Genomic DNA, 24,813 nt, shown 5'->3' with positions numbered 1-24,813 from the left:
GGGTCCTGCGACGAAGACGGTGAGGGCCAGGATGACGGCCAGCACCATGTTGATGTTGGAGAGCCACTGGATGCCGCGGCTGATGCCGGAAACGGCGGAGGCGACGAAGCAGGTTGTCAGGATGGCGACGATCCCCACGAGGAACGGCGTGCCGGCCTCTCCTACCCAGCCGTTGGAGGTCATGCCGCTGCCGATCTGCAGCGCGCCCAGGCCCAGGGATGCGGCGGTGCCGAAGAGCGTGGCGAAGATGGCCAGGATGTTGATGAATTTCCCGACCGGACCTTCGACCGTCCGGACGCCGAAGAGCGAGGTGAAGGCGGCTGAGATCAGCTGCCTGCGGCCGAGGCGGTAGGTGCCGTAGGCCATGGCGATGCCCACCACGGCGTACATCGCCCAGGGGTGCAGGGTCCAGTGGAAGATGGACGTAGCCATGGCGGTCTGGATGGCATCGGGCGTGCGGCCGTCCACTGTTCCGGGCGGGGGCGAAACATAGTGGTACAGCGGCTCGGCCACGCCATAGAACATGAGCCCGATGCCCATGCCGGCGGCAAACATCATGGCGACCCAGGACACGGTGCGGAATTCGGGTTTCTCGCCGTCCTTGCCCAGTGGGATGTTGCCGAACTTGCCAAGGGCAAGCCACAGCACGAAAACGACAAAGAGGGAGGCCAGGCCCATAAACAGCCAGCCGGTGTACTGCATCACCCAATTGAGGGCGTTCTGGGATGTTGTTGCCAGGCTCTCCCTCCCGGAAAAGCCCCAGATGACGAAGGCGAGAGCCAGCACGCCCGTGATGCCGAACGTTGTCTTATCAAGGGGGAGGGAGCGGCGCCTGCCCAGACCGGCCGCCTGTTCAGCTTCGGTCTGTCGCAGCTCCTGGAGAATCTGTTCGTACTCTTCGGAGTCGGGCAGGCTCGTTGCTGCTGTTTCCGGCTGGAGGGCTACCTCTTCCGGCTTGTCGCCGGCGGGCAACTGTTCAGGTGTTGGTTTGACGTCACTATTTGTTGCCATGAGCGGGTCCTTTGCTCGGCGAGTGTCATGGGTCGGGCTTAGATATGGCCTTCGGCTGTCAGTCCCGGAGGCAGGTTGGGCGCCTCGTCGGATTCGATGACCATAATGTCGCCGTCAACAACCTTGACCTCGTGGTGGCGGACCGGCAGTTTGGCCGGGGGCGCGTCTACTGAACCAGTACGGAGGTTGAACTTGGAGGCGTGCAGCGGGCATTCGACCCAGCAATCCTCAACATATCCGTCGGCCAGGGAAGCATCCTGGTGCGTGCACGTGTCGTCGATGGCGAAAAGCTCGCCTTCTTCCGTGTGGAAGACAGCGATGGGCGGGGCGGTATCCAGGCGCAGCGCCTCTCCAGGAGCGAGTTCGCTGAGGGGGCAGGCCTTGTGCATGGAGCACCTCTTTTTTGATAGAGGATGAGATTGTGCGGGCTGTGAACGGCGCCGCGTCTTTTTGTTCCGGAAGAATCAACAGACTTCGCGTTATGCAACAGAGTGCGCTCGGCCACACGCGATGTCAAGCTTTTTTTAGCCGTTACCTACCCTTTTACTCTGTGTCGGCGAAGGTTGACAGGCCAGTGTGGCATCCCTCACGCTGTTGCATATAGCGATTCATGTTGCGTATACAGCAATTAGAAGTGGGAGATTATGCAGACGCTTGCGATCGTCGGAGCCTCGCTGGCCGGCCTCTCCGCCGCCAGGGCCGCCCGCGCCCAAGGCTTCACGGGAAGGTTGCTCATCATTGGCGATGAGCACCACCGTCCTTATGACAGGCCCCCGCTATCCAAGGATTTTCTGCTCGGTACCATCACGTCCGAAGACCTCTTCCTGGAGACGGACGATGACGGGTTGCAGGCGGAGTGGCTCCTCGGAGGCGGAGCGATTGGCTTGGATGTAGCTCCACGGACCGTTCGGCTGCACGACGGCAGCTCCGTCAGTGCCGACGGCATCGTGATAGCGACCGGCGCGCGCGCCCGGAAGCTGCCGGCCCTGGAAGGGCTTGAGAATGTTTTTTACCTTCGGACCATCGCCGATGCCCAAGGATTGACGCCGCGGCTGGTGCCGGGCGCCCGCATGACGGTTATCGGCGCCGGCTTTATCGGCGCGGAAGTAGCCTCCGCCGCTGCGTCACGGGGAATGGAGGTGACCATGATCAACAACGCCCCCGTTCCGTTTACGGCGCAACTCGGGCAGGACATGGGGGACGTGGTCGCCAAGCTGCACCGGGCCAACGGCGTCAATCTCATTTGCGGTGCCGTCATCGAAGAATTCCATACTGGCGAGGGCGTCATCTCCGGGCTCACACTGGCTGACGGCCGGCACCTGGAAACGGACGTCGTCGTGGTGGGTATTGGCGCGGAACCGAACACGGAGTGGCTGGAAGGATCCGGAGTCGAGCTCGGCTCGGGCGTGCTGTGCGATGCCATGGGCCGCACCAACGTTCCGGGCATCGTCGCCGTCGGTGACTGCGCTGCCTGGTTCGATAAGGCCCGTGGAGGCCACCGGCGGGTGGAGCATTGGACGGGCGCCCTGGAGCGCGCGGCGCTGGCCGTTCAGGCCCTCTTGGACAGCAATGCTCCGGAGCAGCCGTCGAAGCCGCCGTATTTCTGGTCTGACCAGCACGGCGTCAAGATCCAGTTCGCCGGTCATTCCTCCGGCTACGACCGTGTGGAAGTAGAAGAGGGTGATCCCCAGGAGCACAGCTTCCTTGCCGTGTATTACCGCGGCGACGACGCCGTTGCGGTGCTGGGAATGAACCAGCCACGGCTGTTCGCCAGGTGGCGGCGCAACCTGGCAGCTCCGGCGCCCAAGCCGGAGGGCCAGCCCGGCCTGGTTGCCACGGCGGCGCATTAAGCAGCAGGTGCCCCACAGGCTCAACCAGCGTTCGTCTAGCGCCGGGTGTACCCCATGTTCGCGCTGATCTGCAGCCCGGCCTCCTTCAGCGCCTCGAGGAGTCCCGGTGTCTTTTCGGGATCGAAGCGGAAGGCGGGGCCGGAGATGCTGATGGCTCCGATCACCGATCCAACATGGTTGTACACCGGCACCGCCATGGATTTCAGCCCGATCTCGAATTCCTCCAGGGTCACCGCATAGCCGTTCCCGACGACGTCGAGGAGCTGTTCGTCGAGTTTGTCCCGGCTGGTGATGGTCCGCGGCGTGCGGGCAGGGAGCCCTGTCTCTTTCAGGATCCTGTCGCGGTCGTCCGCGGACAGTGCTGCCAACAGGATCTTGCCGCTGGACGTGGCGTGCAGCGGCGTCAGGCTGCCCACCCAGTCGTACGTGGCCAGCGTGGAGGGGCCCATGGCCTGGTCAACGTTCACTGCGTAGTTCGAGCGCAGCACGGCCAGGTTCACGGTTTCCTTGAACTGGTCCGCCAGGCCTTCCAGCACGGGCCGGGCTTCGCGGACCAGGCTCAGCCGGCCGGGGATGGAGCTGGCCAGGCGCAGGATGCCGAAGCCGAGCTGGTACTTTCCGCGTTCACTGTTCTGGTGGACGATGTCCCTGCTGACCAGGGACCCGAGCAGCCGGGACACGGTGGACTTGTGGATGCCCATCTCCTCGGCTATGTCGCTCACGCCGGCGTGGCCGTCCCGGGCCAGGATCTCCAGGACTGCGAGGGCGCGGTCTACCGACTGGACGCCGCCGTGTTGGGCTGCCTCGCTGTCGATCTCAGATTCAGGGTCAGTCTTCGAAGCCATGCTCCATACTCTCAAGTAATTTCTGCGGCCCGCTTACCTGCCACAAGGCCGCCGCAGCGTCCTCTGGTCTCTTTGCACAGTTCGATCCTAGTCCGGCAAGTGTGACTCGGCCGACATTGCGGTAAGCGGCTTGACGGGGCCGGGCGGGATGTCAGCGCAGGCTAAGACGCATCAGCACGCGCGGGAAGCCGTTGATGACGGAGTCCGTGTCCGCAGCTTTGGTGAACCCGGCGCCCTCGAAGAGCGCCCGTGTGCCGACGTAGGCCATCGTGAGATCCACCTTGTGGCCTAGGTTGTCCACGGGGTAGCCCTCGATGGCGGGCGCGCCGTAGCTCCTGGCAAAGTCGACGGCGCCCTGCAGCAGATGATGCGAGATGCCACTGCCGCGGTGCCCGGGCCGCACCCGGATGCACCACACAGACCACACATCGAGGTCGTCCACGTGCGGAATCTTGCGGTTGCGGGCAAAGCTGGTGTCGGCACGCGGATGGACGGCTGCCCAGCCCACCACTTCGTCACCGTCGTAGGCGAGGACGCCGGGCGGCGGATCCTGCGCCACCAGTTGCTTCATCATTTCGCCGCGCTCGGTTCCGTGCAGTTCGAGGTGCTGCTTGGAGGGGATGCGGTAGCTCAGGCACCAGCACACGTTGGCATCCGGCCGCTTCGGTCCGACCATTGCCTTAACGTCCTCGAACCGGCCTGCCGGGCGGACATCGATCGCCATGGAGTCCCGTCCTTCCGCTCGAAGCTCCGGCTTCCGCCTACCGGAGGCCCTTGCTGTGGGCCATCGCGATGGCTTCCGTGCGGGAGGACGCTCCCACCTTCCGGAAGATGTTCCGCAGGTGGAACTTCACCGTGTTCTCGCTGATGTGCAGTTTCCCGGCGATGGCCCGGTTCCGCTGCCCGGCGGCCAGCAGCTGGAGCACCTCCAGTTCGCGGTCGCCGAGCTTCCATTCGGAAACGTCGGCGATCTGGCGCGCCGGCGGGTCGAGCGGGATGGCAACGGCGACGTCGGCGCCCCAGCCCGGCATCACATCGACCGACATGCGGCCGTTCAGGGCTTCCACCCGGTGACCGAGGCGGGCCATGTTCGGTGCCTCTCCGGACAGTTCGCCCGGACCGTCGTCGCGCACGTTGACCAGCAGGTTCTCTCCGTCGCAATCCCACTGCGTCCGGATCCGGCGCACCCCGCCTTGGTCCACCATGGCGAGCACCAGACCGCGGACGATCGCCCGGGCGGCGTGGGCCACCTCGCCGGGCAGGGCGCGGCCGTTGACGGGAGGTTCGATGAACTGGACGTCAATGCCGCTGAAGTGCATCAGCGGTTTCAGATCCTCGCGGAGGCGCTGGAACGCCGAAGAGACGGGTTCCTCCACCAGTTCGTTGGTGCGGTCGCTCAGCGTCCGAAGTCCCACCAGGGCCTTGGCCGCGGATTCCGTGGCCGCCTTGCGCGCAGCGTCATCGGCAAGGGCCGGGGAACGCAGCGCGGCGAGCAGGGTTTCGAGGGTGGTGGAGTGCCTGTCCACGAGTTCGGCTGTCACCCTCACCCGCTCGGCCGAGGCCGCGCGGGACTCAATGAGGTACGACGGCGGTGCATCCGCCACCTTCTCCCGGATCCGCTCGGCGGCCAGCGTCCAAAGGTAACGGAGCAGGCGCTCAGCAGGGGCCCGGTCGGCGGGATCCGGCAGGGGCTGCGGATCGGCGAGGACCAGCAGCGCGTTGCTCGGTGAGGAAAGGGCCAGGACCGGGCGTTTCACGCCGCCGAGCACGGCTTCGCCGAGCCATGGGGGGCCGGAGCTGCCTTCACCTGGCAGGCCTTCGCCGGACACCGATGCCCGGATGTGGTCAAGTTCGGCAATGGACACGCGGCTGATGATGGCTTCGTCGCCTGCCTTCTTCTGCGGCCGGCCGGTGCAGTCCTCGGTGAAGATGACCAGGGCACTGCTGCGCACATAGGGGAGTGTGGCGTCCCGCAGCCGTGCCGCGATGGTGGCCAGCGGCGCAGTGGACAGCGCGGCGATGGCGTCCAGCAGCGGCTGCGCGTTGAGGACGAACGTGCTCAAATTTAGCAGCCCTGCATCGGGCAGCAGGGGTGGGGGAGGGGCTTCGGAGGCTTCGACGGAGGTTACCACCTGCCCAGTTTACGGTGTCTTGCGGATTTGCCTACCCCTTTGGGTGGTTATAACCGTCCGATCAAAGCGTTGGACCCACCCAACAGGCAGGCGAGGATGAATAGGTAACAACTTTCTTGAAGGAGGAACCTGCCAATGAGCGTCGTCTCAGAATCCGGTCCGGCCGCCCTGGCCGATGTATCCCGGTCCTTTGACCGCAACCGGACCCTTGTCCAGGACGAAATCAGCGCAGTGTTCCAGCGCGTCGATCCGGCGCAGGTCGCGGCCCTGGTCACCGAACTGAGGCTGGCCGACAGGATCTTCGTGACCGGCGCGGGGCGGAGCGGCCTCGTCCTGAAGATGGCCGCCATGCGGCTGATGCACCTCGGGCTGAACGTGCATGTCGTGGGGGAGATCACCGCACCCGCCATCCGCTCCGGAGACCTGCTCCTCGCGGCGTCGGGTTCGGGCACCACCGCCGGCGTCGTCAAGGCGGCGGAGACCGCCGCCGCGCAGGGCGCGCGGATCGCCGTCTACACCACAAACGCCGGTTCCCCGCTCGCCAAGGCAGCCTCCGCCGTCGTACTCATCCCCGCCGCTCAAAAGACGGACCACGGCTCCGCTTTGTCGCGGCAGTACTCGGGAAGCCTGTTCGAGCAGGTGCTGTTTGCCACCACCGAAGCGGTGTTCCAAAGCCTGTGGGACGAGGACGCGGCATCCCCGGAGGAACTCTGGCAGCGGCACGCGAACCTCGAATAGCCGTCCCTTCGTCCCTGACCACCACCAAGAACCAGCCTCAATCCAAAGAGAAAAGAGAATCACCTATGAAACTGCAAGTCGCCATGGATGTCCTGACCGTCGAAGCCGCCCTGGAGCTCGCCGGCAAGGTCGCCGAATACGTGGACATCATTGAGCTCGGCACCCCGCTGGTGAAGAACGCCGGGCTGTCCGCCGTGACCGCCGTGAAGACCGCCCACCCGGACAAGATCGTCTTCGCCGACCTGAAGACCATGGACGCCGGCGAACTCGAAGCCGACATCGCCTTCAGCGCCGGCGCAGACCTCGTCTCGGTCCTCGGCGGTGCCGACGACTCCACCATCGCCGGTGCAGTCAAGGCAGCCAAGGCGCACAACAAGGGCGTCGTCGTTGACCTGATCGGCGTTGAGGACAAGGTGACCCGCGCCAAGGAAGCCCGCGCGCTGGGTGCGAAGTTCGTGGAGATGCACGCGGGCCTGGATGAGCAGGCCAAGCCGGGCTATGACCTGGATGTGCTGCTCAGCGCCGGCGAGGAAGCCCGGGTGCCGTTCTCCGTGGCCGGTGGCGTGAACATCTCCACCATCAACGCCGTGCAGCGCGCCGGCGCGGACGTCGCCGTCGTCGGCGGTTCCATCTACAGCGCAGCGGACCCCGCACTTGCCGCCAAGGAACTGCGCGCCGCCATTATCTAGTTTCGGGCGGTTTCAACCGACAGGCCGGATGCGAATCCGCCGTCGCCTTACGGTGACGGCGGATTCGCTGGTTTAAGGTGCGCTCACCGCCGGGACGCCGAGGAGGCTGTCCAGCAGCCCGTTGCGGAACTTGCCCGCCGGATCGTGTGCCGCTGCCAGCAGCCGGAAATCGGCAAAGCGCGGGTAGAGCGATTCCCAGTCGTGGCCGCCGGGCGTGAAAAGCTTGCCCCAGTGCGGTCTTGCCCCGAACGGCCGCAGCAGGTCTTCGAGCCGAGGAAGAACCGCTTCCACCTCCTGCTGCAGCGGCTTCCAGGTGAAATGCAGGGCCACACTCTGCTGCCGGTAGAAGGGGCTGAGCCAGAACTCGTCTGCGGCGCCCGTCCGGATTTCTGAGACGAACAGCAGCGGCGCAAGTTTGTCCGCCAGGCTCCGCACCGCCTCGAGGGCGGCAGGCGCGTGCTCCAGCGGCAGTATGAATTCGCTCTGCAGTTCCTCGCCTTTGCTGGGCGTGAACTCGTGGCGGAAGTGCGGCAGCCGGTCCAGCCAGGGTCCGGGCTCATCCATCTGGACGGTGCAGTTCTCGCCCGACATGCCAGGCAGCGGGTGCCGCGGGCGTGTGGCGGGCGCGGCTCCAAACCGGTCCCGATTGGGAGGCTCGGAATCCAGGGCCTTGAGCCAGACCTGGCTGATGGCATCGCCCGCGTAGTCGGTAAACAGGCTCACGCTGTAGGCGCTGGATACCAGCGGTGTGAAGTCGGCCAGGGCCCGTTCCCACGGCAGGTTCTCCAGAACGCGCTGGCGCATCCGGAAGCTAGGCCTGACGGCGAGCTCGAGGCCGGTGACGATGCCAAGGGCACCCAGGCCCACTACGCTTCCCAGGAACTCATCCCCGTCCCCGTGCGAGAGCGAAACCTGCTCACCGGAGGGCCTGATCAAGTCAATGCCCACTACCGCTCCGGCCAGGGAAGGGTTGTTCACGCCAGAGCCGTGGGTGCCGGTTTGAACTGCTCCTGCGACGGAAATGTGGGGCAGCGACGCCAGATTATGGATGGCGGCGCCCGATTGTTCCAAGGTGCGGCACAGCGCACCGTAACTCACTCCGCCGGTGACGCGCACCGTCTGCCGTTCCCGGTCCAGTTCGATGTGCTGCGGCAGGGCGTCCAGCAGCACGTGGACGCCGTCGGTGTCCCCCACGCGGTTGAAGGAGTGCCGCGATCCCAGGGCCTTGACCCGTCGGGCGCCCGCTATCAGTTCGGCGAGTTCGGCCACCGACTCTGGCCGCCTGACGTCCGTTGATGCGTAGTTCAGGTTTCCTGCCCAGTTCTTCATTCGTCGGCTTTCCGGTCGGCATGGCTGTCACCCAACTGTGAACGCTAACAATTCTCCGTGTCAAGACGCTTCCGCCGCTGGGCCGGCGGGGCGGACGGTAACATCATCAGCAACAGTGCGCCAGCAGCCGTCGGCGGCTGGCCTCGGCCCGGGAACCACGAAAGGGGAGCAGTGCGCGCAACCGTCAAGGACGTCGCGCGTCGTGCCGGCGTTTCCCCCAAGACTGTCTCGAACGTGATGAACGGCGTCGTTCCGGTCAGTGGATCCACCAGACTCAGGGTGGAGCAGGCCATGGTCGAACTCGACTATGTGCCCAACCTCTCCGCCCGCGGCCTGCGCAACGGCAGGTCGGGCGTCATTGCCTTGGCGCTGCCGGACCTGGCCACCCCCTACTCCGCGGAAATTGCGCACAACGTGGTGGAAGTTGCGCACGAGCAGGGCTGGAGCGTCCAGATCGAGGAAACCGGATCCGATCCGCAGCGCGAATACGAACTCATGTCCCGCGCCCGGTCCAATCTGGTTGATGGCCTCATCCTCAATCCGGTGGTGCTGGACGAGAGCGCCGTCAAGGTGGGCGTCTCGCTGCCCCCGGTGGTCCTGCTGGGGGAGGTATCCCAAAAGCTGGCTGACCGCGTGTGGGTGGACAGCGTTGCTGCTGCCCGCGACATGACGCTGGCACTTGCCAGGACCGGGCGGCGTCGCATCGCAGTGCTCGGAACTGCCGAGGGCCGAAGCTCGGCCGCAGCGATCCTGCGCACCCGCGGTTATCAGGCGGCACTCGACGAGCTGGGCATTGACCGGGACGACTCGCTGCTGATTCCCTGCGAAAAGTGGACGCCGCAGACGGCCGCGGCCGCGCTCACCTCGTACCTGGACTCCCATCCGGTCCCCGACGCGCTGTTCTGTTTCACCGACTCCATGGCCATCGGTGCGCTCAGCGTGCTGTGGAAGCGGGGAATCAGCGTTCCGGCTGATGTAGCCGTAGCGGGGTTCGACGACATCGCGGACGGGCAGTATGCCGTGCCGTCACTGACGACTGTCTCCTTCGACAAGCGGCAAATAGCCAGCGAAGCGCTGCGTCTGCTCACCGAGCGGATGGCGGACCGTGCGGGCGGGCAACGGGTGGCGACTGTTGACTACAGGATTGTGGAACGGGACAGCACTCGCCTCTAATCGAGCCAGCGCTATCAGATTGTTGGCGCTAACAATTTTTCCTTGTGGCCGTTATTACATCGATGTAAAGTGGGGCCTGCGTCACACCGGGCCCGGCTCGTCCCGTGCGGAAAGAGCAGGATCAGCGAGGTTGGTGTGCCACAAGGACTACTTTTCAGCGGACCCATCCAAAGGAGTGACGGGTGAAGCAATTTGATTCTCTTGCCGGGAAACAACTGAACCGGCGGCAGTTACTGGCAGGTTCGGCCGTCCTCGGCGGCATGCTCGCGGCGGCCGGCCTCACCGGCTGCGGCGGAAGTGCCAATGCCGCAGTGCAGGACATCGCGTTCTGGCACCTGCTGTCCGGCGGTGACGGCATCAAGATGCAGGCAATGATCAGCAAGGCGAACCAGGGCAATCCCGGTTTCACCGTTCATCCAACCGTGCTGGCGTGGGGGCCTCCCTACTACACAAAGCTGGCCATGGCGTCTGCCGGCGGCCGTCCTCCGGAACTGGCCATCATGCACGCCAGCCGGGTGCCCGGCTACGCGCCGGGCGGGCTCATCGACCCCTGGGACATGTCCTTGCTGGCCGAACACGGCGTGACGCCGGAGAGCTTCGCACCGAGGATCTGGGACAAGAGCCAACAGAACGGCCGGGTTTTTTCCATCGCCCTGGACTCCCATCCTTTCGTCATGTTCTACAACACCGACGTTGCGGCAAAAGCCGGAGTCCTTTCCGCGAACGGGCAGCTGCAGGACGTGAGCTCGCCGCGGGAGTTCCTCGGGATGGCCCGCGAGATGCAGAAGGTGACCAAGGCGCACGGCCTGTCCTTCGGCTACCTCGGCAGCGGGTCCCAGATGTGGCGTCTTTTCTACACCCTCTACAAGCAGCACGGTGTGGACATGGAACTCACCCCCGGGCAGCCGATGCAGGCCGACAGGGATGCGGCGGTTGAGTCCCTGGAGTTCATGGCGTCCCTGTTCGACGACACCGTCGCTGCCAAGAGCGGGGACATCAGCACGGGCATCGCCGAATTTGCCCGCGGCAGTTCCGGCATGCTCTTCAGCGGCGTCTGGGAACTTCCCACCCTGAAGAAGGCCGGGTTGCCCGTCGACGCGGCGACCATCCCCACGCTCTACGGGACCCCGGCGTCCTATGCCGACTCGCATTCCTTCGTCCTGCCCCGCCAGTTGAACGACGACGACGAGAAGCGGCGCAGCGTGTACAAGTTCGTGAGCGATGTCCTCAAGGGGTCGCTGTCGTGGGCCGAGGCCGGACACATCCCGGCATATCAGCCGATTGTGAAGTCGCAGGCGTACCGGGAACTCACCCCGCAGATTCACTACGCCAACGCGGCGGACATCATCACCTACGACCCCGAGTCGTGGTTCAGCGGCTCCGGTTCGGACTGGCAAACGTACTTCGCGGAGAACGTGCAGAACGTGCTCCTCGGCCGCGACAAGGCTGCCGACGGCTGGGACGCCTTCGTGCGCCGCACCAACACGCTTCTCTTCCGGCCCAATCCGGTTTGAGCCACCCGAGTGACAAAGGAGTCCCTGATGAGTTCCTTAACAACATCCCGCCGCGGCGCTGGGCGTACGGCGCCCTCGAGTCCCGCCGGGCGCCGACTGACAACGTCCGGTGCGGCCCCGTCCAGTCCGCGCCGAACCAGGGACAACCTGACCGGCTGGGGCTTCGCCGCCCCGTTCCTGGCGTTCTTCCTGGTCTTCCTCGTCTGGCCCATTCTGTACGGGCTGTTCATGAGCCTGACCGGCAAGTCCCTCACCGGTGCCAACGACAGCCTGATCGGTTTGGCCAACTACGCTGAGGCCCTGGCCGATGCGGACATGTGGCGTTCCCTGGGCAACACGCTCTACTTCACGGTGATCAGCACCGTTCCCTTAGTGCTCGTTGCCCTGGTGATGGCGGCCCTGCTGAACGTCGGGCTCCCCGCGCAGTGGCTGTGGCGGCTCTCGTATTTTGCTCCGTACCTGCTCGCCTCGACGGTGGTCTCGCTCTTCTTCACCTGGATGTACAACCCGCAGCTGGGGCTGATCAACGATTCCCTGTCCAAAATCGGGCTGCCCAAAGTGGCATGGCTGAACGATCCGAATGTGGCGATGTGGGCCATCGTCATCGCCACGCTGTGGTGGACCGTCGGGTTCAACTTTCTGCTGTACCTTGCGGCCATGCAGAACATCCCCCACCAGCACTACGAGGCGGCATCCCTGGACGGGGCCGGAGCCTGGAGGCAGTTCTTCTCCATCACCTTGCCTCAACTGGCGCCGACCACCGTGATGATCGTCCTCCTCCAGATCCTTGCATCACTGAAAATCTTCGATCAGGTGTACCAGATGACGGCCGGCGGCCCCAGCGGCTCAACCCGGCCGGTGGTCCAGTACATCTTCGAAACCGGGTTTACCGGCTACCGGCTGGGCTACTCCGCAGCCGTGTCCTACATCTTCTTCGGGCTGATCGTGATCGTCTCGGTCATGCAGTTCTTCGTCACACGCCGCAGGAGTGCATAACCATGGCAACCCAGACCCTCACCCGCCCCGCTCCGCACGCCGCCGCCGGACCGGCGCTCCGAAAACCGCGCAGGAAGATCACGGCCGGCAAGGCCGCAGTGACCGCGGTCGCCGCGGTCCTTGCGGTCCTGTGGCTTGTTCCCTTCGCCTGGGCCACGGCCACGGCCTTCAAGAGCGAGCCCGACGCCGCAGCGCCGGAGGTCAGCTGGTTCCCGCCGTCGGGCTTTACCGCGGATGCCTTCGTCAAAGTGTTCCAGGACGGCAACATCCCGCTGTGGACGTGGAATTCCTTCTACACCTCTGCTGCCATCACCGTGATCACCCTGGCCATCTCCGCGCTGGTCGCCTATGCCCTCTCCCGCATCGACTTCCGGGGCAAGAAAGTCCTGATGACGGTGATCATCGCCTCCATCATCATCCCGCCGCCTGTGCTGATGATTCCGCTGTTCTATCAAATGGTGGCGCTGCACATGATCGACACGTCCTGGGCGGTCATCCTGCCGCAGGTCATCCATCCCGCCATGGTGTTTGTGCTCAAGAAGTTCTTTGACCAGATCCCGCGTGAACTCGAGGAGGCTGCGGTGATGGACGGCGCCAGCCGGATGCGGATCTTCATGCAGATCATCCTGCCGCTCTCCCGGCCGATCCTCGCCGCCGTCGCCATTTTCGTTTTCATCAGCGCATGGAACAACTTCCTCTGGCCCTTCATCTCCACCAACGACGGATCCATCCTGACCCTTCCGGTGGGACTGCAGACCATCAAAAGCGCCTACGGCATCCAATACGCACAGAACATGGCATCCGCGCTGCTCGCAGCCTTGCCGCTCATCCTGGTTTTCCTGTTCTTCCAGCGCCAGATCATCAAGGGCGTTGCGACGACCGGACTCGCCGGCACCTGAACCGGCCCTTTGATTACTTTCAACGAACCTGTCCAACCAAAAGGAGATACCCCACATGTCCCGCGCAAGAATCACCCTGGACCGAGACTTCACCATCGGGGAGGTGCCCCGCCGCCTTTTTGGCTCCTTTGTTGAGCACATGGGCCGGTGCGTCTACACCGGAATCTACGAACCGGGCCATCCCGAGGCCGACGACAACGGCTTCCGGCAGGACGTGCTCAAGCTCGTCAAAGAACTCGGGGCCACAGTCATCCGCTACCCCGGCGGGAACTTCGTCTCCGGCTACAACTGGGAAGACGGAGTCGGTCCCCGGGAAAACCGGCCCCGGCGGCTCGACGGCGCCTGGCACACCCTGGAAACCAACGCCTTCGGACTGCACGAGTTCGTGGACTGGTCCCGGCAGGCGGGGACCGAAATCATGGAAGCCATCAACCTGGGCACCCGGGGAGTGGACGCGGCACGGGAGATTGTGGAGTACGCCAACCATCCGGGCGGAACGCATCTGTCGGACCTGCGCGCCAAGAACGGACACAAGGACCCGTTCAACATCAAGCTGTGGTGCCTCGGCAATGAAATGGACGGCCCCTGGCAGATCGGCCACAAAACCGCGGACGAGTACGGCCGGCTGGCCCAGGAGGCCGCCAAAGCCATGCGGTTCGTGGACCCGGACATCGAACTCGTGGCCTGCGGCAGCTCCAACTCCGGCATGCCGACGTTCGGGGCGTGGGAGCAGACGGTGCTGACCCACGCGTACGAGGAAGTGGATTACGTCTCGATGCACGCCTACTACCAGGAGCATGACGGCGACGTCGGCAGCTTCCTCGCCAGCGCCGTCGACACCGACTATTTCATCGAATCAGTCATCGCCACCGCTGATGCCGTCCGCGCCAAGGGAAAGCACAAGAAGCACATCAACCTGTCTTTCGACGAGTGGAACGTCTGGTACCAGCGCGGCCTCGATACCGAAGACCAGCCGCACCGGGTGGCCAAGGCCGGCTGGCGCGAGCATCCCCGGGTCATCGAGGACAAGTACAACGTGACCGACGCCGTCGTCGTGGGTACCCTGCTCAACTCGCTGCTCCGCCACGGCGACCGGGTCAAGATCGCCAACCAGGCGCAGCTGGTCAACGTCATCGCCCCGATCTTCAGCGAGGAAAACGGCCCGGCCTGGCGGCAGACCATCTTCCACCCCTTCGCACGCATGGCCGAACTGGCGAAGGGCCAGATCCTGCGCCTCTCCGTCGACTCCGACAAGTACGACAATGCCCGCTTCGGCGGCACCGACCTGGTGGACGTCAGCGCAACGTGGAACGAGGAGACCGGCCGTGTGGCGCTCTTCTTCGCAAACCGCGGCCTCGAGGAAGCCGCGGACATCGACGTCACCCTGCGCGGTTTTGATGCCCGCCAGGTGCTCCGTGCCGAGGTCCTGGAAATCCCCGAAGGCGGGGACCGCTTCACCGTCAACACGCAGGGCAGCCCGGACCGCGTCGGGCTCCGGCCGCTGGAAGGGGCGAAGGCGAGCGGTTCCGAACTACGGGCAACCCTGCCGGCGCTGTCCTGGGCCGTGATCGAACTGGACGTGGTCAAAAACTGACCATTCACAGGCAAAAGGTGAGAGAACGACGGCGGGAGCCTCCCGCCGTCGTTCTCTCACCATTGGTCGCTAAAAGCCGTTCCTTCCCGGACGATGGCGTGGCACACTTGTTGAACTATCGAGTGGCTGGGGGATCCAAGTCAGGAGATCAGTATGTGCATTCTGATGCACCCCGGCACCCCGGGCCTTTGTCTGGCGGTGAACAACCCATGATGGTCGGTTGGGCCTACCTCATGGCGGCAATCATGACAGTTGACTCGTTCCTGCTGGGATTGCTGCTGTTGAACGTGACGTGGCCGAAGCGCTGGAAGAAGCGCCGCTGAGGCGCCTCGGCGCAGTGACATGATCTCCCGGCCCGCATTCACAGCAGGCCGACAGGTTCCGAACAGCAGTGCCTTACCTCGGGCCTGCATCTTTGTATGAAGGGCGGTGCAAACCAGCCGTTCTTCCGCAAAGAGCCGTTTCATACGGCGGATCGAGGAGACATCACATGTCACGTAGCAAGAGAATCACGCTGGGCATCGCGGCCGGGGCGTTAGCCCTTGGTGCCGGAATGGGAGTCACGGGAATGGCGTCGGCTGCCGAGACCCCGACCCCCACCCCGAGCGCCAGTGCGTCGGCAGACACTGCCGCGCCCGCCGACGGCTTCGGCAAGCGCGGAGGACACAAGGGGGATCGCGGCCAGCTCGCGGCGGACCTTGCCTCCAAGCTTGGGGTTGAGGAGGCCAAGGTGACCGAGGCGCTTCAGGCGTTCCGGGAGGCCAACAAGCCCACGACGCCGCCCGCCGAGGGCACCAAGCCTGACCGTTCAGCCTTGGACGCGGCGATGGCCAAATCCCTGGCCGAGAAGCTTGGCGTCGAGGAATCGAAGGTCACGGCGGCTCTGGAGGAAATCCGCACCGCTGCCCAGGCAGAGCGCGCGGCCGCCCTGAAGACCAGGCTGGACACTGCCGTCAGTGACGGCACGCTGACCCAGACCGAGGCCGACTCGGTCACGAAGGCCGTGGAGAAGGGCGTGATCGGCGGCGGCGGACGCTAAGCCCCTCCTGTTACCCCGCTGCATTCGGTAAGCGAAGGATCCCCCGGGAGCTCCCGGGGGATCCTATGTTTGCTTGCCCGACGCTCCCTCACTTCCTGCCGTGTGGCGCGGCACGCTCCCTCACTTCTTGCCGTGTGGTGCGGTACGCTCCCTCACACGTGAGGGAGCGTTGGGGTTTTGGGGGCGGGAAGTGAGGGAGGGCTGGGGTTACAGGACCTTGCGGATCGTTTCTTCGAAGCTCGTGACGTGGTGCAGGGCGAGCTCACCTGCCTTGTCGGCGTCCCCGTCCGCCACGGCCTTCAGCAGGTCCACGTGCTCGGTGATGTGGCCGCTGACCGACGGAACCTTGTCCAGGACCACGCACCAGATGCGGGTTGCCAGGTTGTCGTACCGGATCAGGGTGTCTTCCAGGTGCGGGTTGGCGGCCGCCCGGTAGATCAGGCGGTGCACCATCAGGTCGTAGCGCATCAGTTCGCGGGACTCTGCGGGGTTGGGGGCGAGTTCCGCGATGGTCTCGGCGACGTCCAGTAACTCGCGGCGCATGGCGGCACTTGCCCGCGATGCAGCACGGCGCGCCGCCAGGGGTTCCAGCAGCTCCCGGATTTCCGAGACGTCGGCGAGTTCCGTGAAGTCCACCGTGGTGGCAAAGGTTCCCCGGCGGGGATAGGAAACCACCAGGTGGTCCACCTCCAGCCGCTTGATCGCCTCGCGCACAGGCGTCCGGCTGAAGCCGAGCTCGGCGGCCAGCTGGCCGTCGTTGATGGGTTCGCCCGGCCGGATGTCCAGCATGATCAGCTTGTCGCGCAGCTGCCGGTAGGCGGCCTCCGCTTGGGACGGTGCTTCCTCCTCTGCGGGAAGAAGAGCACTGAGGGCATTCACGGGGGCGGCTCCAATCCTGGATCAATCGGAAGCGGGGACCCACTTTGCTTCCGGCTATTGACTCGCTTGTGATTCCAATCATACCATTGTCATCAACACTGATATATCAGTACAGACAAAAAGGTATTTCAAAGGAGCATCCGTGGTTGAGCAGTTGAACGAGCGACTTTCCGCAGTCGATCCCGAGATCCAGCAGGCAATTGACCGCGAGCTGGTGCGCCAGCAGTCCACCCTGGAAATGATCGCTTCGGAGAACTTCGCTCCGTCGGCCGTCATGGAGGCCCAGGGTTCGGTCCTCACCAACAAGTACGCCGAGGGATACCCCGGCAAGCGCTACTACGGCGGCTGCGAACACGTTGATGTGGTCGAGCAGCTCGCCATTGACCGCGTAAAGGCCCTGTTCGGCGCCGAATTCGCCAACGTCCAGCCGCACTCCGGCGCCCAGGCCAATGCGGCGGCAATGTTCGCACTGCTGAACCCCGGCGACACCATCATGGGCCTGGACCTGGCCCACGGCGGCCACCTCACCCACGGCATGCGCATCAACTTCTCCGGCAAGCTCTACAACGTGGTTCCCTACCGCGTCCGTGAATCCGACTTCCGCGTGGATATGGCCGAAGTCGAGGCACTGGCCCTGGAGCACAAGCCGAAGCTCATCGTCGCGGGCTGGTCAGCCTACTCCCGCCAGCTCGACTTCGCCGAGTTCCGCCGGATCGCGGACCTCGTGGGCGCCTACCTCATGGTGGACATGGCACACTTCGCCGGCCTGGTCGCGGCCGGGCTGCACCCCAACCCGGTGCCGTACGCCGACGTCGTCACCACCACCACCCACAAGACCCTGGGCGGACCGCGCGGCGGAGTCATCCTCGCCAAGGAGCAGTACGCCAAGAAGATCAACAGCGCCGTTTTCCCGGGCCAGCAGGGCGGCCCGCTGGAGCACGTCATCGCCGCCAAGGCCGTGGCCTTCAAGCTGGCAGCAGGCCCCGAATTCAAGGAACGCCAGGAACGCGTCCTGCAGGGCGCCAAGCTGCTGGCCGAGCGCTTCCTTCAGCCCGACGTCGAATCAGCCGGCATCACCGTGGTCAACGGCGGCACCGATGTGCACCTGGTCCTCGTGGACCTGCGCAACTCCGAACTGGACGGCCAGCAGGCCGAGGATGCGCTGCACCGGATCGGCATCACCGTGAACCGCAACGCCGTACCCTTCGACCCCCGCCCGCCGATGGTCTCTTCGGGCCTCCGGGTCGGCACCCCCGCCCTGGCCACCCGCGGCTTCGGCGCCGCGGAGTTCACCGAAGTAGCGGACATCATCGCGACGGCGCTCATCGCCGCCGCGGGCGGCGGCACCAACGGCAGCGGCACCCTTGATGACGCGACCGCCGTCGAACTCCGTGCACGTGTGACCGCGCTCGCCGAACAGTTCCCCCTCTACCCCCACTTGAACGGCGAAGCCGAGACTGCCGCGTTCAGCGAATTCGATGCAGCAATGATTGGAGCAGCCAAGTGAGCACTCACCAGCTCCCGGAGCACCCGGACTTCCTCTGGCACAACCCCGAGCCCAAGTCCTCCTACGACGCGGTGATCGTGGGCGGCGGCGGGCACGGCCTGGCCACGGCCTACTTCCTGGCCAAGAACCACGGCATGACCAACATCGCCGTCCTGGAAAAGGGCTGGCTGGCCGGCGGCAACATGGCCCGCAACACCACCATCATCCGTTCCAACTACCTCTGGGACGAGAGCGCCGCCATCTACGAGCACGCCCTGAAGCTCTGGGAAATCCTGCCGGAGGAGCTCGAATACGACTTCCTGTTCAGCCAGCGCGGGGTCATGAACCTCGCCCACACCCTCGGCGACGTCCGCGAAAGCATCCGCCGGGTCGGAGCGAACAAGCTCAACGGCGTGGACGCCGAATGGCTGGAGCCGGACCAGGTCAAGGAACTCTGCCCCATCCTGAACATCAGCGACAACATCCGCTACCCCGTCATGGGCGCCACCTACCAGCCGCGCGCAGGCATCGCCAAGCACGACCACGTGGCCTGGGCCTTCGCCCGCAAGTGCGACGAACTCGGCGTGGACATCATCCAGAACTGCGAAGTCACCGGCTTCCTCAAGGACGGCAACCGCGTGGTGGGCGTCAAGACCAACCGCGGCACCATCAACACGGAGAAGGTGGGCCTGTGCGCTGCCGGGCACAGCTCGGTCCTGGCCGAGATGGCAGGGTTCCGGCTCCCCATCCAGTCCCACCCGCTGCAGGCACTGGTGTCGGAACTGCACGAGCCCGTCCACCCCACCGTCGTGATGTCCAACCACGTGCACGTATACGTCTCCCAGGCGCACAAGGGCGAGCTGGTCATGGGTGCCGGCGTTGACTCCTACAACGGCTACGGCCAGCGCGGTTCCTTCCACGTGATCGAGCACCAGATGGCCGCCGCCGTCGAACTGTTCCCCATCTTTGCCCGGGCGCATGTGCTCCGGACCTGGGGCGGCATCGTGGACACCACGCTGGACGCCTCGCCCATTGTGGGCCTCAGCCCCGTGGAGAACATGTTCGTCAACTGCGGTTGGGGAACGGGCGGCTTCAAGGGCACCCCGGCTGCCGGCCTGACCTTCGCGCACACCATTGCCACCGGCACTCCGCACAAGCTCAACAAGCCGTTTGCCCTGGAGCGCTTCGAAACCGGAGCCCTGATCGACGAACACGGCGCCGCCGCCGTCGCCCACTAGCCGCCGACCACTAGAAAGAAGAAGCACATGCTGCTCATCTCCTGCCCCAACTGCGGCTCGCGCGACGAGACCGAATTCCACTACGGCGGCCAGGCCCACGTTCCCTACCCGGAAAACCCGAACGACCTCAACGACCGGGAATGGGCCGAGTACCTGTTCTACCGCGCAAACACCAAGGGCACGTTCGCCGAGCGGTGGGTGCACAGCACCGGCTGCCGCCAGTGGTTCAACATGCTCCGCGACACGGTCACGTACGACATCCAGGCCGTCTACCCGATGGGCACGCCCCGGCCAGCGTCGGCCGCCCCGGCACCTGAGTCCGGCACCGCCAGCCTCGCCCCGGACAGCACCACCACCGGCACCGCCGGCCCCAGCGTCTCTGCAACCAGCTCCGCCTCCACCACCGCCCCGAAAGGAGCGACCAAGTGACCTCCCAGAAAGCGCGCCTCAGCACCGGCGGACGCATCGACCGCAGCATCTCCTGGCGCTTTACCGTGGACGGCGAGGAATTCACCGGGCACCCCGGTGACACGCTCGCCTCGGCCCTGCTCGCGAACGGCCGGGTCGCCGTCGGCAACTCGCTCTACGAGGACCGTCCCCGCGGCATCCTGGCCGCCGGGGTGGAAGAGCCCAACGCGCTGGTCCGCATCGAACCGCGCTTCCCCGGCCACGTGGCCGAGTCCATGCTCCCCGCCACTACCGTCACCCTGGTGGACGGCCTCAAGGCCGGCTTCCTGAACGGCCTGGGCAAGCTGGATCCGGCGGATGACCGCGCCGAGTACGACAAGAAGTACGTCCACACCGACATCCTGGTGATCGGTGGCGGTCCCGCAGGCCTGGCCGCGGCCCGCGAAGCCGTCCGCAGTGGCGCCCGCGTCATCCTGATGGACGACCAGCCCGAACTCGGCGGGTCCCTCCTGTCCGGATCCACTGCCCCCGACGCCGCCGAGACCATCGAGGGCAAGCCCGCCCTGGAATGGGTTGCCGACGTCGAGGCCGAGCTCGTCTCCGGCCCCGAAAGCACCGTGCTGAACCGCACCACCGCCTTCGGCGCCTACGACGCCAACTACGTCATCGCCGTCCAGAACCGCACCGACCACCTGTCCAGCCCCGCCGCCCCCGGCGTGTCCCGGCAGCGTATTTGGCACATCCGTGCCAATCAGGTCATCCTGGCCCCCGGCGCCCACGAGCGGCCCCTGGTGTTCGAGAACAACGACCGCCCCGGCATCATGCTCGCCTCCGCCGTCCGCAGCTACCTGAACCGCTACGCCGTGGCTGCCGGATCGCGCGTGGTCATCGGCACCACCAACGACAGCGCCTACGCCCTGGCCTCGGACCTGCGGGCCGCGGGCGTCAAGGTGGCGGCCGTCGTCGACGCCCGTTCCAGCCTCACTCCGGTGGCTGCCGCCGCCGTCGAAGCCGGCACCCGCGTGCTGATCGGCAGCGCGGTGGCCGACACCGCGTCCGGCGCCGCAGGAACAGACACCGACGGCCGGCTGGCCAGCGTGACTGTCCGCAGCATCAACGACGACGGCGAACTCACCTCCGGCATCGAAGAGATCGCCTGCGACCTGCTGGCGGTTTCCGGCGGCTGGAGCCCGCTGGTGCACCTGCACTCGCAGCGGCAGGGCAAGCTGCGCTGGGACGAGGACCTGGCGGCCTTCGTGCCGAGCACCGTGGTCCCGAACCAGCAGACCATTGGCTCCGGCCGCGGCAGCTTCGAACTCGAGGACTGCCTCGCCGAGGGCATCTCCGCCGGAGCGGCGGCGGCCATCGCGGCCGGCTTCGAACCTGAAAAATCTGACGCAGGCGTCGTCCCTCTGGTCCTTTCTGAGCCGAAAGCGTCCGGTCCCACCCGCCAGCTGTGGCTGGTCCCCGGGCAGACCGGAACACCGGATGACTGGCACCACCACTTCGTCGACTTCCAGCGCGACCAGTCCGTGGCCGACGTCCTGCGTTCCACCGGTGCCGGCATGCGGTCCGTGGAGCACATCAAGCGCTACACCTCCATCAGCACCGCGAACGACCAGGGCAAGACCTCGGGCGTCAACGCGATCGGCGTCATCGCGGCGGCACTCCGGCAGGCCGGCGAAGCGTCCCGCGGCATCGGGGACATCGGCACCACCACGTACCGGGCGCCGTTCACCCCCGTGGCCTTCGCGGCACTGGCCGGACGCCAGCGCGGCGAACTGTTCGACCCCGCCCGCGTCACGTCGATCCACCCGTGGCACGTTGCGCAGGGCGCGCTGTTCGAAGACGTGGGGCAGTGGAAGCGTCCCTGGTACTACCCGCAGGGCGGGGAGGACATGGAAGAAGCGGTGCTCCGCGAGTGCGCCGCCGTCCGGGAATCCGTGGGATTCATGGACGCCACCACCCTCGGCAAGATCGAAATCCGTGGCAAGGACGCCGGTGAGTTCCTCAACCGGATCTACACCAACGCGTTCAAGAAGCTCGCTCCGGGATCTGCCCGCTACGGTGTCATGTGCCTGTCCGACGGCATGATCTTCGACGACGGCGTGACCCTGCGCCTCGACGAGGACCGCTACTTCATGACCACCACCACAGGCGGCGCCGCGAAGGTGCTCGACTGGCTGGAGGAATGGCTGCAGACGGAATGGCCTGAACTGGACGTGCACTGCACCTCGGTGACCGAACAGTGGAGCACCATCGCCGTCGTCGGGCCCAAATCCCGCGCGGTGATCGCCAAGGTAGCACCCGAACTCGCAGCCGACGGCGGCCTGGACGCCGAGGCGTTCCCGTTCATGACCTTCCGCGAAACCACCCTCGCGTCCGGCGTGACGGCGCGGATCTGCCGCATCTCGTTCTCCGGCGAACTGGCCTACGAGATCAACGTGCCGTCCTGGTACGGGCTGAACACCTGGGAAGCGGTTGCCGCCGCAGGCGCCGAATTCAACATCACCCCCTACGGCACCGAGACCATGCACGTGCTCCGCGCCGAGAAGGGCTACCCGATCGTCGGCCAGGACACCGACGGCACCGTCACCCCGCAGGACGCCGGCATGGAATGGATCATCTCCAAGGCCAAGGACTTCATCGGCAAGCGCTCGTACTCCCGCGTGGACGCGCAGCGCGAAGACCGCAAGCACCTGGTCAGCGTGCTGCCCGTGGACGGTTCGCTCCGGTTGCCGGAGGGCACCCAGCTGGTGGAAAAGGGCATCCCGGTGAAAACGGCGTACGGCCCCGTGCCCATGCAGGGCTTCGTGACCTCGAGCTACCACAGCGCCGCCCTCGGCAGGTCGTTCGGGCTGGCGCTGATCAAGAACGGCCGCAACCGCATCGGGGAGACCCTCGTGGCCGCCGCCGGCGACCAGCTGGTCGACGTTGTTGTCGCAGAAACCGTACTTTTTGACCCCGAAGGGACCCGCAAAGATGGCTAACACCGCAGCACTCACAGGCATCAATGGACTCCGGGACATCCGCCGCAGCCCCGCCTCCCACCTGGCCGGGGCCATGGAGGCCGGCTCCATCGAGGGAACGGTCACCCTGAGCGAGGGCCCGTTCCAGACCATGGCCGGGGTCCGCGTGGACCCCCGCTCCGAGGAAGGGGCACGCATCGCGTCCGTCGCCGGGGGACTGCCGGCACGCTGCGGTGAAGTGGCCGGCACGGACCGCGTCACCGTCCTCTGGCTGGGACCGCAGGAGTTCCTCGTCGTGGCTCCGGAAGAGGCGCACGACTCCCTGGGCGGGGACCTCATCGGCTCGCTCACGGCAGCCTTGGGCGATGCCCCCGGCCAGGTGGTGGACCTCTCCGCCAACCGCACCACGTTCGAGCTGTCCGGCCCGCGGGCACGGGCGGTGCTGGAAAAGGGCTGCTCCCTGGACCTGCACCCGCGCAGCTTCACACCGGGAACCGCCCTCAACACCGAAGTGGGCAACATCCCCGTCGTGCTGCTGAAGACAGGGGATGACAGCTTCCGGCTGTTCCCCCGCGCCTCGTTCGCGGACTACCTGGGCCGGTGGCTCCTGGACGCCATGAGGGAGTTCGCTTCGCCCGAGGTGCCCTGATGGCGCTCAGCGCGCTTGACCTGTTTTCCGTTGGCATCGGGCCGTCGTCGTCACACACGGTCGGCCCGATGCGGGCGGCGAAGCTGTTCGCGGACGGGCTGAAGGGCAGCGGACTCCTGAGCTCCACCACCCGCGTCCAGGCTGAACTGTTCGGATCACTCGGCGCCACCGGCCGCGGCCACGGCTCGGACAAGGCCGTGGTGCTCGGTCTCCAGGGCCTGGAGCCGGAAACCGTGGACACATCCACCGCCGACGACCAGGTGGCGGCCGCCGCACTGGACGCCGAACTCCGGATCAGCGGTGACCACCGGGTGGACTTCAACTGGGACGAGGACGTGGTGCTGCACCGCCGCAAATCGTTGCCGGCACACCCGAACGGCATGACCTTCCGGGCCCTGGACCACTCCGGGGCTGTCCTCAGCGAACGAAGCTTCTACTCGATCGGCGGCGGCTTCGTCGTTGACGGCGACGCCGGCCCCGACGCCCAGGTGGTGGCCGACGAGACCCCGCTGCCGTACCCCTTCACCACGGCCGACGAACTCCTGGAGATCTGCCGCCGCGAAGGCATGTCCATCTCCGACGTGATGCTCGCCAACGAACTGGTGTGGCGCAGCGAAGCGGAACTCCGCGAGGAGCTGCTGAAGCTGTGGGCCGTCATGCGCGAATGCGTGGACAACGGCTGCGCCGCGGAAGGCATCCTGCCGGGCGGGCTGAAGGTGAGGCGGCGGGCGCCGTCGCTCTTCCGCACGCTGACCGCGGACACCGGCGTGACCGATCCCCTGCGGGCCATGGAGTGGGTGAACCTCTACGCGCTGGCCGTCAACGAGGAAAATGCGGCCGGCGGCCGCATCGTCACCGCCCCCACCAACGGCGCGGCCGGAATCGTCCCGGCGGTGCTGCACTACTACGCGAAGTTTGTTCCGGGAGCCGACGACGACGGTGTGGTGCGCTTCCTGCTGGCGGCGGCCGCCGTCGGGATTCTCTTCAAAATCAATGCCTCCATCTCCGGCGCGGAAGTGGGCTGCCAGGGCGAGGTGGGCTCGGCCTGCTCCATGGCGGCCGCCGGGCTGTGCGAGGTGCTGGGCGGCACCCCTGAACAGGTGGAAAACGCCGCCGAAGTGGGGATCGAACACAACCTCGGGCTCACCTGCGACCCCGTGGGCGGCCTGGTGCAGATCCCGTGCATCGAGCGGAACGCCATCGCCAGTGTGAAGGCCATCAACGCCGCGCGGTTGGCGCTGCACGGTGACGGCAGCCACAAGGTGTCGCTGGACAAAGCCATCAAAACCATGCGCGAGACAGGAGCTGACATGAAAACCAAATACAAGGAGACGTCCCGCGGGGGCCTCGCCGTGAATGTGATCGAGTGCTGAGC

Annotated in this window: 22 protein-coding genes; 15 read left to right on the top strand and 7 right to left on the bottom strand. The window is 65.8% G+C overall.

Annotated elements, in window-relative coordinates:
* Both JYA52_RS10630 and JYA52_RS10625 read right to left on the bottom strand, forming a co-directional pair.
* Positions 1-1,011 (bottom strand): BCCT family transporter (locus tag JYA52_RS10630; protein ID WP_205653141.1); only part of this gene is annotated, 1,011 nt, incomplete at its 3' end.
* Positions 1,012-1,049: 38 nt separating this feature from the next.
* The gene (locus JYA52_RS10625; protein ID WP_205653140.1) at positions 1,050-1,400 is read right to left on the bottom strand and encodes a bifunctional 3-phenylpropionate/cinnamic acid dioxygenase ferredoxin subunit; all 351 of its coding nucleotides are present in this window, start codon (positions 1,398-1,400) and stop codon (positions 1,050-1,052) included.
* Between the two features lie 255 nt (positions 1,401-1,655).
* On the opposite strand from JYA52_RS10625, the gene JYA52_RS10620 reads away from it, so the two are divergent.
* Entirely contained in the window at positions 1,656-2,861 is a 1,206-nt protein-coding gene (locus JYA52_RS10620) for an NAD(P)/FAD-dependent oxidoreductase (RefSeq protein ID WP_205653139.1), read from the top strand.
* Positions 2,862-2,896: 35 nt separating this feature from the next.
* Here JYA52_RS10620 and JYA52_RS10615 read toward each other — a convergent pair whose 3' ends face one another.
* The 3 genes from JYA52_RS10615 to JYA52_RS10605 form a co-directional block, all read right to left on the bottom strand.
* Positions 2,897-3,706, bottom strand: coding sequence for an IclR family transcriptional regulator (locus tag JYA52_RS10615; RefSeq protein ID WP_205653138.1), 810 nt, complete (start codon positions 3,704-3,706; stop codon positions 2,897-2,899).
* A 151-nt stretch (positions 3,707-3,857) separates the two neighbouring features.
* Positions 3,858-4,430 carry a GNAT family N-acetyltransferase gene (locus JYA52_RS10610; protein ID WP_205653137.1) on the bottom strand — a complete coding sequence of 191 codons (573 nt, stop codon included), beginning with the start codon at positions 4,428-4,430 and terminating at the stop codon, positions 3,858-3,860.
* 37 nt (positions 4,431-4,467) lie between these two features.
* Entirely contained in the window at positions 4,468-5,778 is a 1,311-nt protein-coding gene (locus tag JYA52_RS10605; RefSeq protein WP_372433794.1) for a helix-turn-helix transcriptional regulator, read from the bottom strand.
* A gap of 195 nt (positions 5,779-5,973) precedes the next feature.
* Here JYA52_RS10605 and hxlB point away from each other — a divergent pair, with 195 nt between their 5' ends.
* Both hxlB and hxlA read left to right on the top strand, forming a co-directional pair.
* On the top strand, positions 5,974-6,576 hold the full coding sequence (gene hxlB / locus JYA52_RS10600) for a 6-phospho-3-hexuloisomerase (RefSeq protein ID WP_205653136.1): 603 nt from the start codon (positions 5,974-5,976) through the stop codon (positions 6,574-6,576).
* A gap of 65 nt (positions 6,577-6,641) precedes the next feature.
* Positions 6,642-7,265 (top strand): 3-hexulose-6-phosphate synthase, encoded by a 624-nt coding sequence (hxlA, locus tag JYA52_RS10595; protein ID WP_205653135.1) that lies wholly within the window; start codon positions 6,642-6,644, stop codon positions 7,263-7,265.
* Positions 7,266-7,337: 72 nt separating this feature from the next.
* Here hxlA and JYA52_RS10590 read toward each other — a convergent pair whose 3' ends face one another.
* On the bottom strand, positions 7,338-8,594 hold the full coding sequence (locus tag JYA52_RS10590; protein ID WP_205653134.1) for a D-arabinono-1,4-lactone oxidase: 1,257 nt from the start codon (positions 8,592-8,594) through the stop codon (positions 7,338-7,340).
* A gap of 171 nt (positions 8,595-8,765) precedes the next feature.
* On the opposite strand from JYA52_RS10590, the gene JYA52_RS10585 reads away from it, so the two are divergent.
* From JYA52_RS10585 to JYA52_RS10560, 6 genes are all read left to right on the top strand, one after another.
* Complete coding sequence (locus JYA52_RS10585) at positions 8,766-9,767, top strand: LacI family DNA-binding transcriptional regulator (RefSeq protein WP_205653156.1); 1,002 nt, start codon at positions 8,766-8,768, stop codon at positions 9,765-9,767.
* 182 nt (positions 9,768-9,949) lie between these two features.
* A complete protein-coding gene (locus tag JYA52_RS10580; protein ID WP_205653133.1) occupies positions 9,950-11,281 on the top strand; it encodes an extracellular solute-binding protein in 1,332 nt (443 codons plus the stop codon).
* A 27-nt stretch (positions 11,282-11,308) separates the two neighbouring features.
* Complete coding sequence (locus JYA52_RS10575) at positions 11,309-12,277, top strand: carbohydrate ABC transporter permease (RefSeq protein ID WP_240460180.1); 969 nt, start codon at positions 11,309-11,311, stop codon at positions 12,275-12,277.
* Between the two features lie 2 nt (positions 12,278-12,279).
* Positions 12,280-13,176 (top strand): carbohydrate ABC transporter permease, encoded by an 897-nt coding sequence (locus tag JYA52_RS10570; RefSeq protein ID WP_205653132.1) that lies wholly within the window; start codon positions 12,280-12,282, stop codon positions 13,174-13,176.
* A 55-nt stretch (positions 13,177-13,231) separates the two neighbouring features.
* Entirely contained in the window at positions 13,232-14,770 is a 1,539-nt protein-coding gene (gene arfA, locus JYA52_RS10565) for an arabinosylfuranosidase ArfA (RefSeq protein ID WP_205653131.1), read from the top strand.
* Positions 14,771-15,260: 490 nt separating this feature from the next.
* Positions 15,261-15,809 carry a hypothetical protein gene (locus JYA52_RS10560; RefSeq protein WP_205653130.1) on the top strand — a complete coding sequence of 183 codons (549 nt, stop codon included), beginning with the start codon at positions 15,261-15,263 and terminating at the stop codon, positions 15,807-15,809.
* Between the two features lie 207 nt (positions 15,810-16,016).
* Here JYA52_RS10560 and JYA52_RS10555 read toward each other — a convergent pair whose 3' ends face one another.
* A complete protein-coding gene (locus JYA52_RS10555; RefSeq protein ID WP_205653129.1) occupies positions 16,017-16,688 on the bottom strand; it encodes a GntR family transcriptional regulator in 672 nt (223 codons plus the stop codon).
* A gap of 142 nt (positions 16,689-16,830) precedes the next feature.
* Between JYA52_RS10555 and glyA the strand changes: the two genes are divergently transcribed.
* Genes glyA through JYA52_RS10525 form a run of 6 tightly spaced genes read left to right on the top strand, consistent with a single transcriptional unit; the run spans position 16,831 to position 24,811 of the window.
* Entirely contained in the window at positions 16,831-18,195 is a 1,365-nt protein-coding gene (glyA, locus tag JYA52_RS10550; protein ID WP_205653128.1) for a serine hydroxymethyltransferase, read from the top strand.
* Entirely contained in the window at positions 18,192-19,412 is a 1,221-nt protein-coding gene (locus JYA52_RS10545) for a sarcosine oxidase subunit beta family protein (RefSeq protein ID WP_205653127.1), read from the top strand. Before glyA ends, JYA52_RS10545 begins: the two co-directional genes overlap by 4 nt.
* A 27-nt stretch (positions 19,413-19,439) precedes the next feature.
* The gene (locus JYA52_RS10540) at positions 19,440-19,841 is read left to right on the top strand and encodes a sarcosine oxidase subunit delta (protein ID WP_205653126.1); all 402 of its coding nucleotides are present in this window, start codon (positions 19,440-19,442) and stop codon (positions 19,839-19,841) included.
* Positions 19,838-22,810 (top strand): 2Fe-2S iron-sulfur cluster-binding protein, encoded by a 2,973-nt coding sequence (locus tag JYA52_RS10535; protein ID WP_205653125.1) that lies wholly within the window; start codon positions 19,838-19,840, stop codon positions 22,808-22,810. Before JYA52_RS10540 ends, JYA52_RS10535 begins: the two co-directional genes overlap by 4 nt.
* Positions 22,803-23,438 (top strand): sarcosine oxidase subunit gamma, encoded by a 636-nt coding sequence (locus JYA52_RS10530; protein ID WP_205653124.1) that lies wholly within the window; start codon positions 22,803-22,805, stop codon positions 23,436-23,438. Before JYA52_RS10535 ends, JYA52_RS10530 begins: the two co-directional genes overlap by 8 nt.
* A complete protein-coding gene (locus tag JYA52_RS10525; RefSeq protein WP_205653123.1) occupies positions 23,438-24,811 on the top strand; it encodes an L-serine ammonia-lyase in 1,374 nt (457 codons plus the stop codon). Before JYA52_RS10530 ends, JYA52_RS10525 begins: the two co-directional genes overlap by 1 nt.
* The last annotated feature ends 2 nt before the right edge of the window (positions 24,812-24,813 follow it).

Source organism: Arthrobacter pascens, assembly GCF_017052465.1.
Taxonomy (GTDB): domain Bacteria; phylum Actinomycetota; class Actinomycetes; order Actinomycetales; family Micrococcaceae; genus Arthrobacter; species Arthrobacter pascens.
This window is presented reverse-complemented; position numbering and strand designations above follow the sequence as displayed.

Coding starts and splice junctions, on each gene's coding strand:
- JYA52_RS10625 (WP_205653140.1), bottom strand. CDS start 1,400: ATGCACAAGGCCTGCCCCCTCAGCGAACTCGCTCCTGGAGAGGCGCTG.
- JYA52_RS10620 (WP_205653139.1), top strand. CDS start 1,656: ATGCAGACGCTTGCGATCGTCGGAGCCTCGCTGGCCGGCCTCTCCGCC.
- JYA52_RS10615 (WP_205653138.1), bottom strand. CDS start 3,706: ATGGCTTCGAAGACTGACCCTGAATCTGAGATCGACAGCGAGGCAGCC.
- JYA52_RS10610 (WP_205653137.1), bottom strand. CDS start 4,430: ATGGCGATCGATGTCCGCCCGGCAGGCCGGTTCGAGGACGTTAAGGCA.
- hxlB (WP_205653136.1), top strand. CDS start 5,974: ATGAGCGTCGTCTCAGAATCCGGTCCGGCCGCCCTGGCCGATGTATCC.
- hxlA (WP_205653135.1), top strand. CDS start 6,642: ATGAAACTGCAAGTCGCCATGGATGTCCTGACCGTCGAAGCCGCCCTG.
- JYA52_RS10590 (WP_205653134.1), bottom strand. CDS start 8,594: ATGAAGAACTGGGCAGGAAACCTGAACTACGCATCAACGGACGTCAGG.
- JYA52_RS10575 (WP_240460180.1), top strand. CDS start 11,309: ATGAGTTCCTTAACAACATCCCGCCGCGGCGCTGGGCGTACGGCGCCC.
- JYA52_RS10570 (WP_205653132.1), top strand. CDS start 12,280: ATGGCAACCCAGACCCTCACCCGCCCCGCTCCGCACGCCGCCGCCGGA.
- arfA (WP_205653131.1), top strand. CDS start 13,232: ATGTCCCGCGCAAGAATCACCCTGGACCGAGACTTCACCATCGGGGAG.
- JYA52_RS10560 (WP_205653130.1), top strand. CDS start 15,261: ATGTCACGTAGCAAGAGAATCACGCTGGGCATCGCGGCCGGGGCGTTA.
- JYA52_RS10540 (WP_205653126.1), top strand. CDS start 19,440: ATGCTGCTCATCTCCTGCCCCAACTGCGGCTCGCGCGACGAGACCGAA.
- JYA52_RS10530 (WP_205653124.1), top strand. CDS start 22,803: ATGGCTAACACCGCAGCACTCACAGGCATCAATGGACTCCGGGACATC.
- JYA52_RS10525 (WP_205653123.1), top strand. CDS start 23,438: ATGGCGCTCAGCGCGCTTGACCTGTTTTCCGTTGGCATCGGGCCGTCG.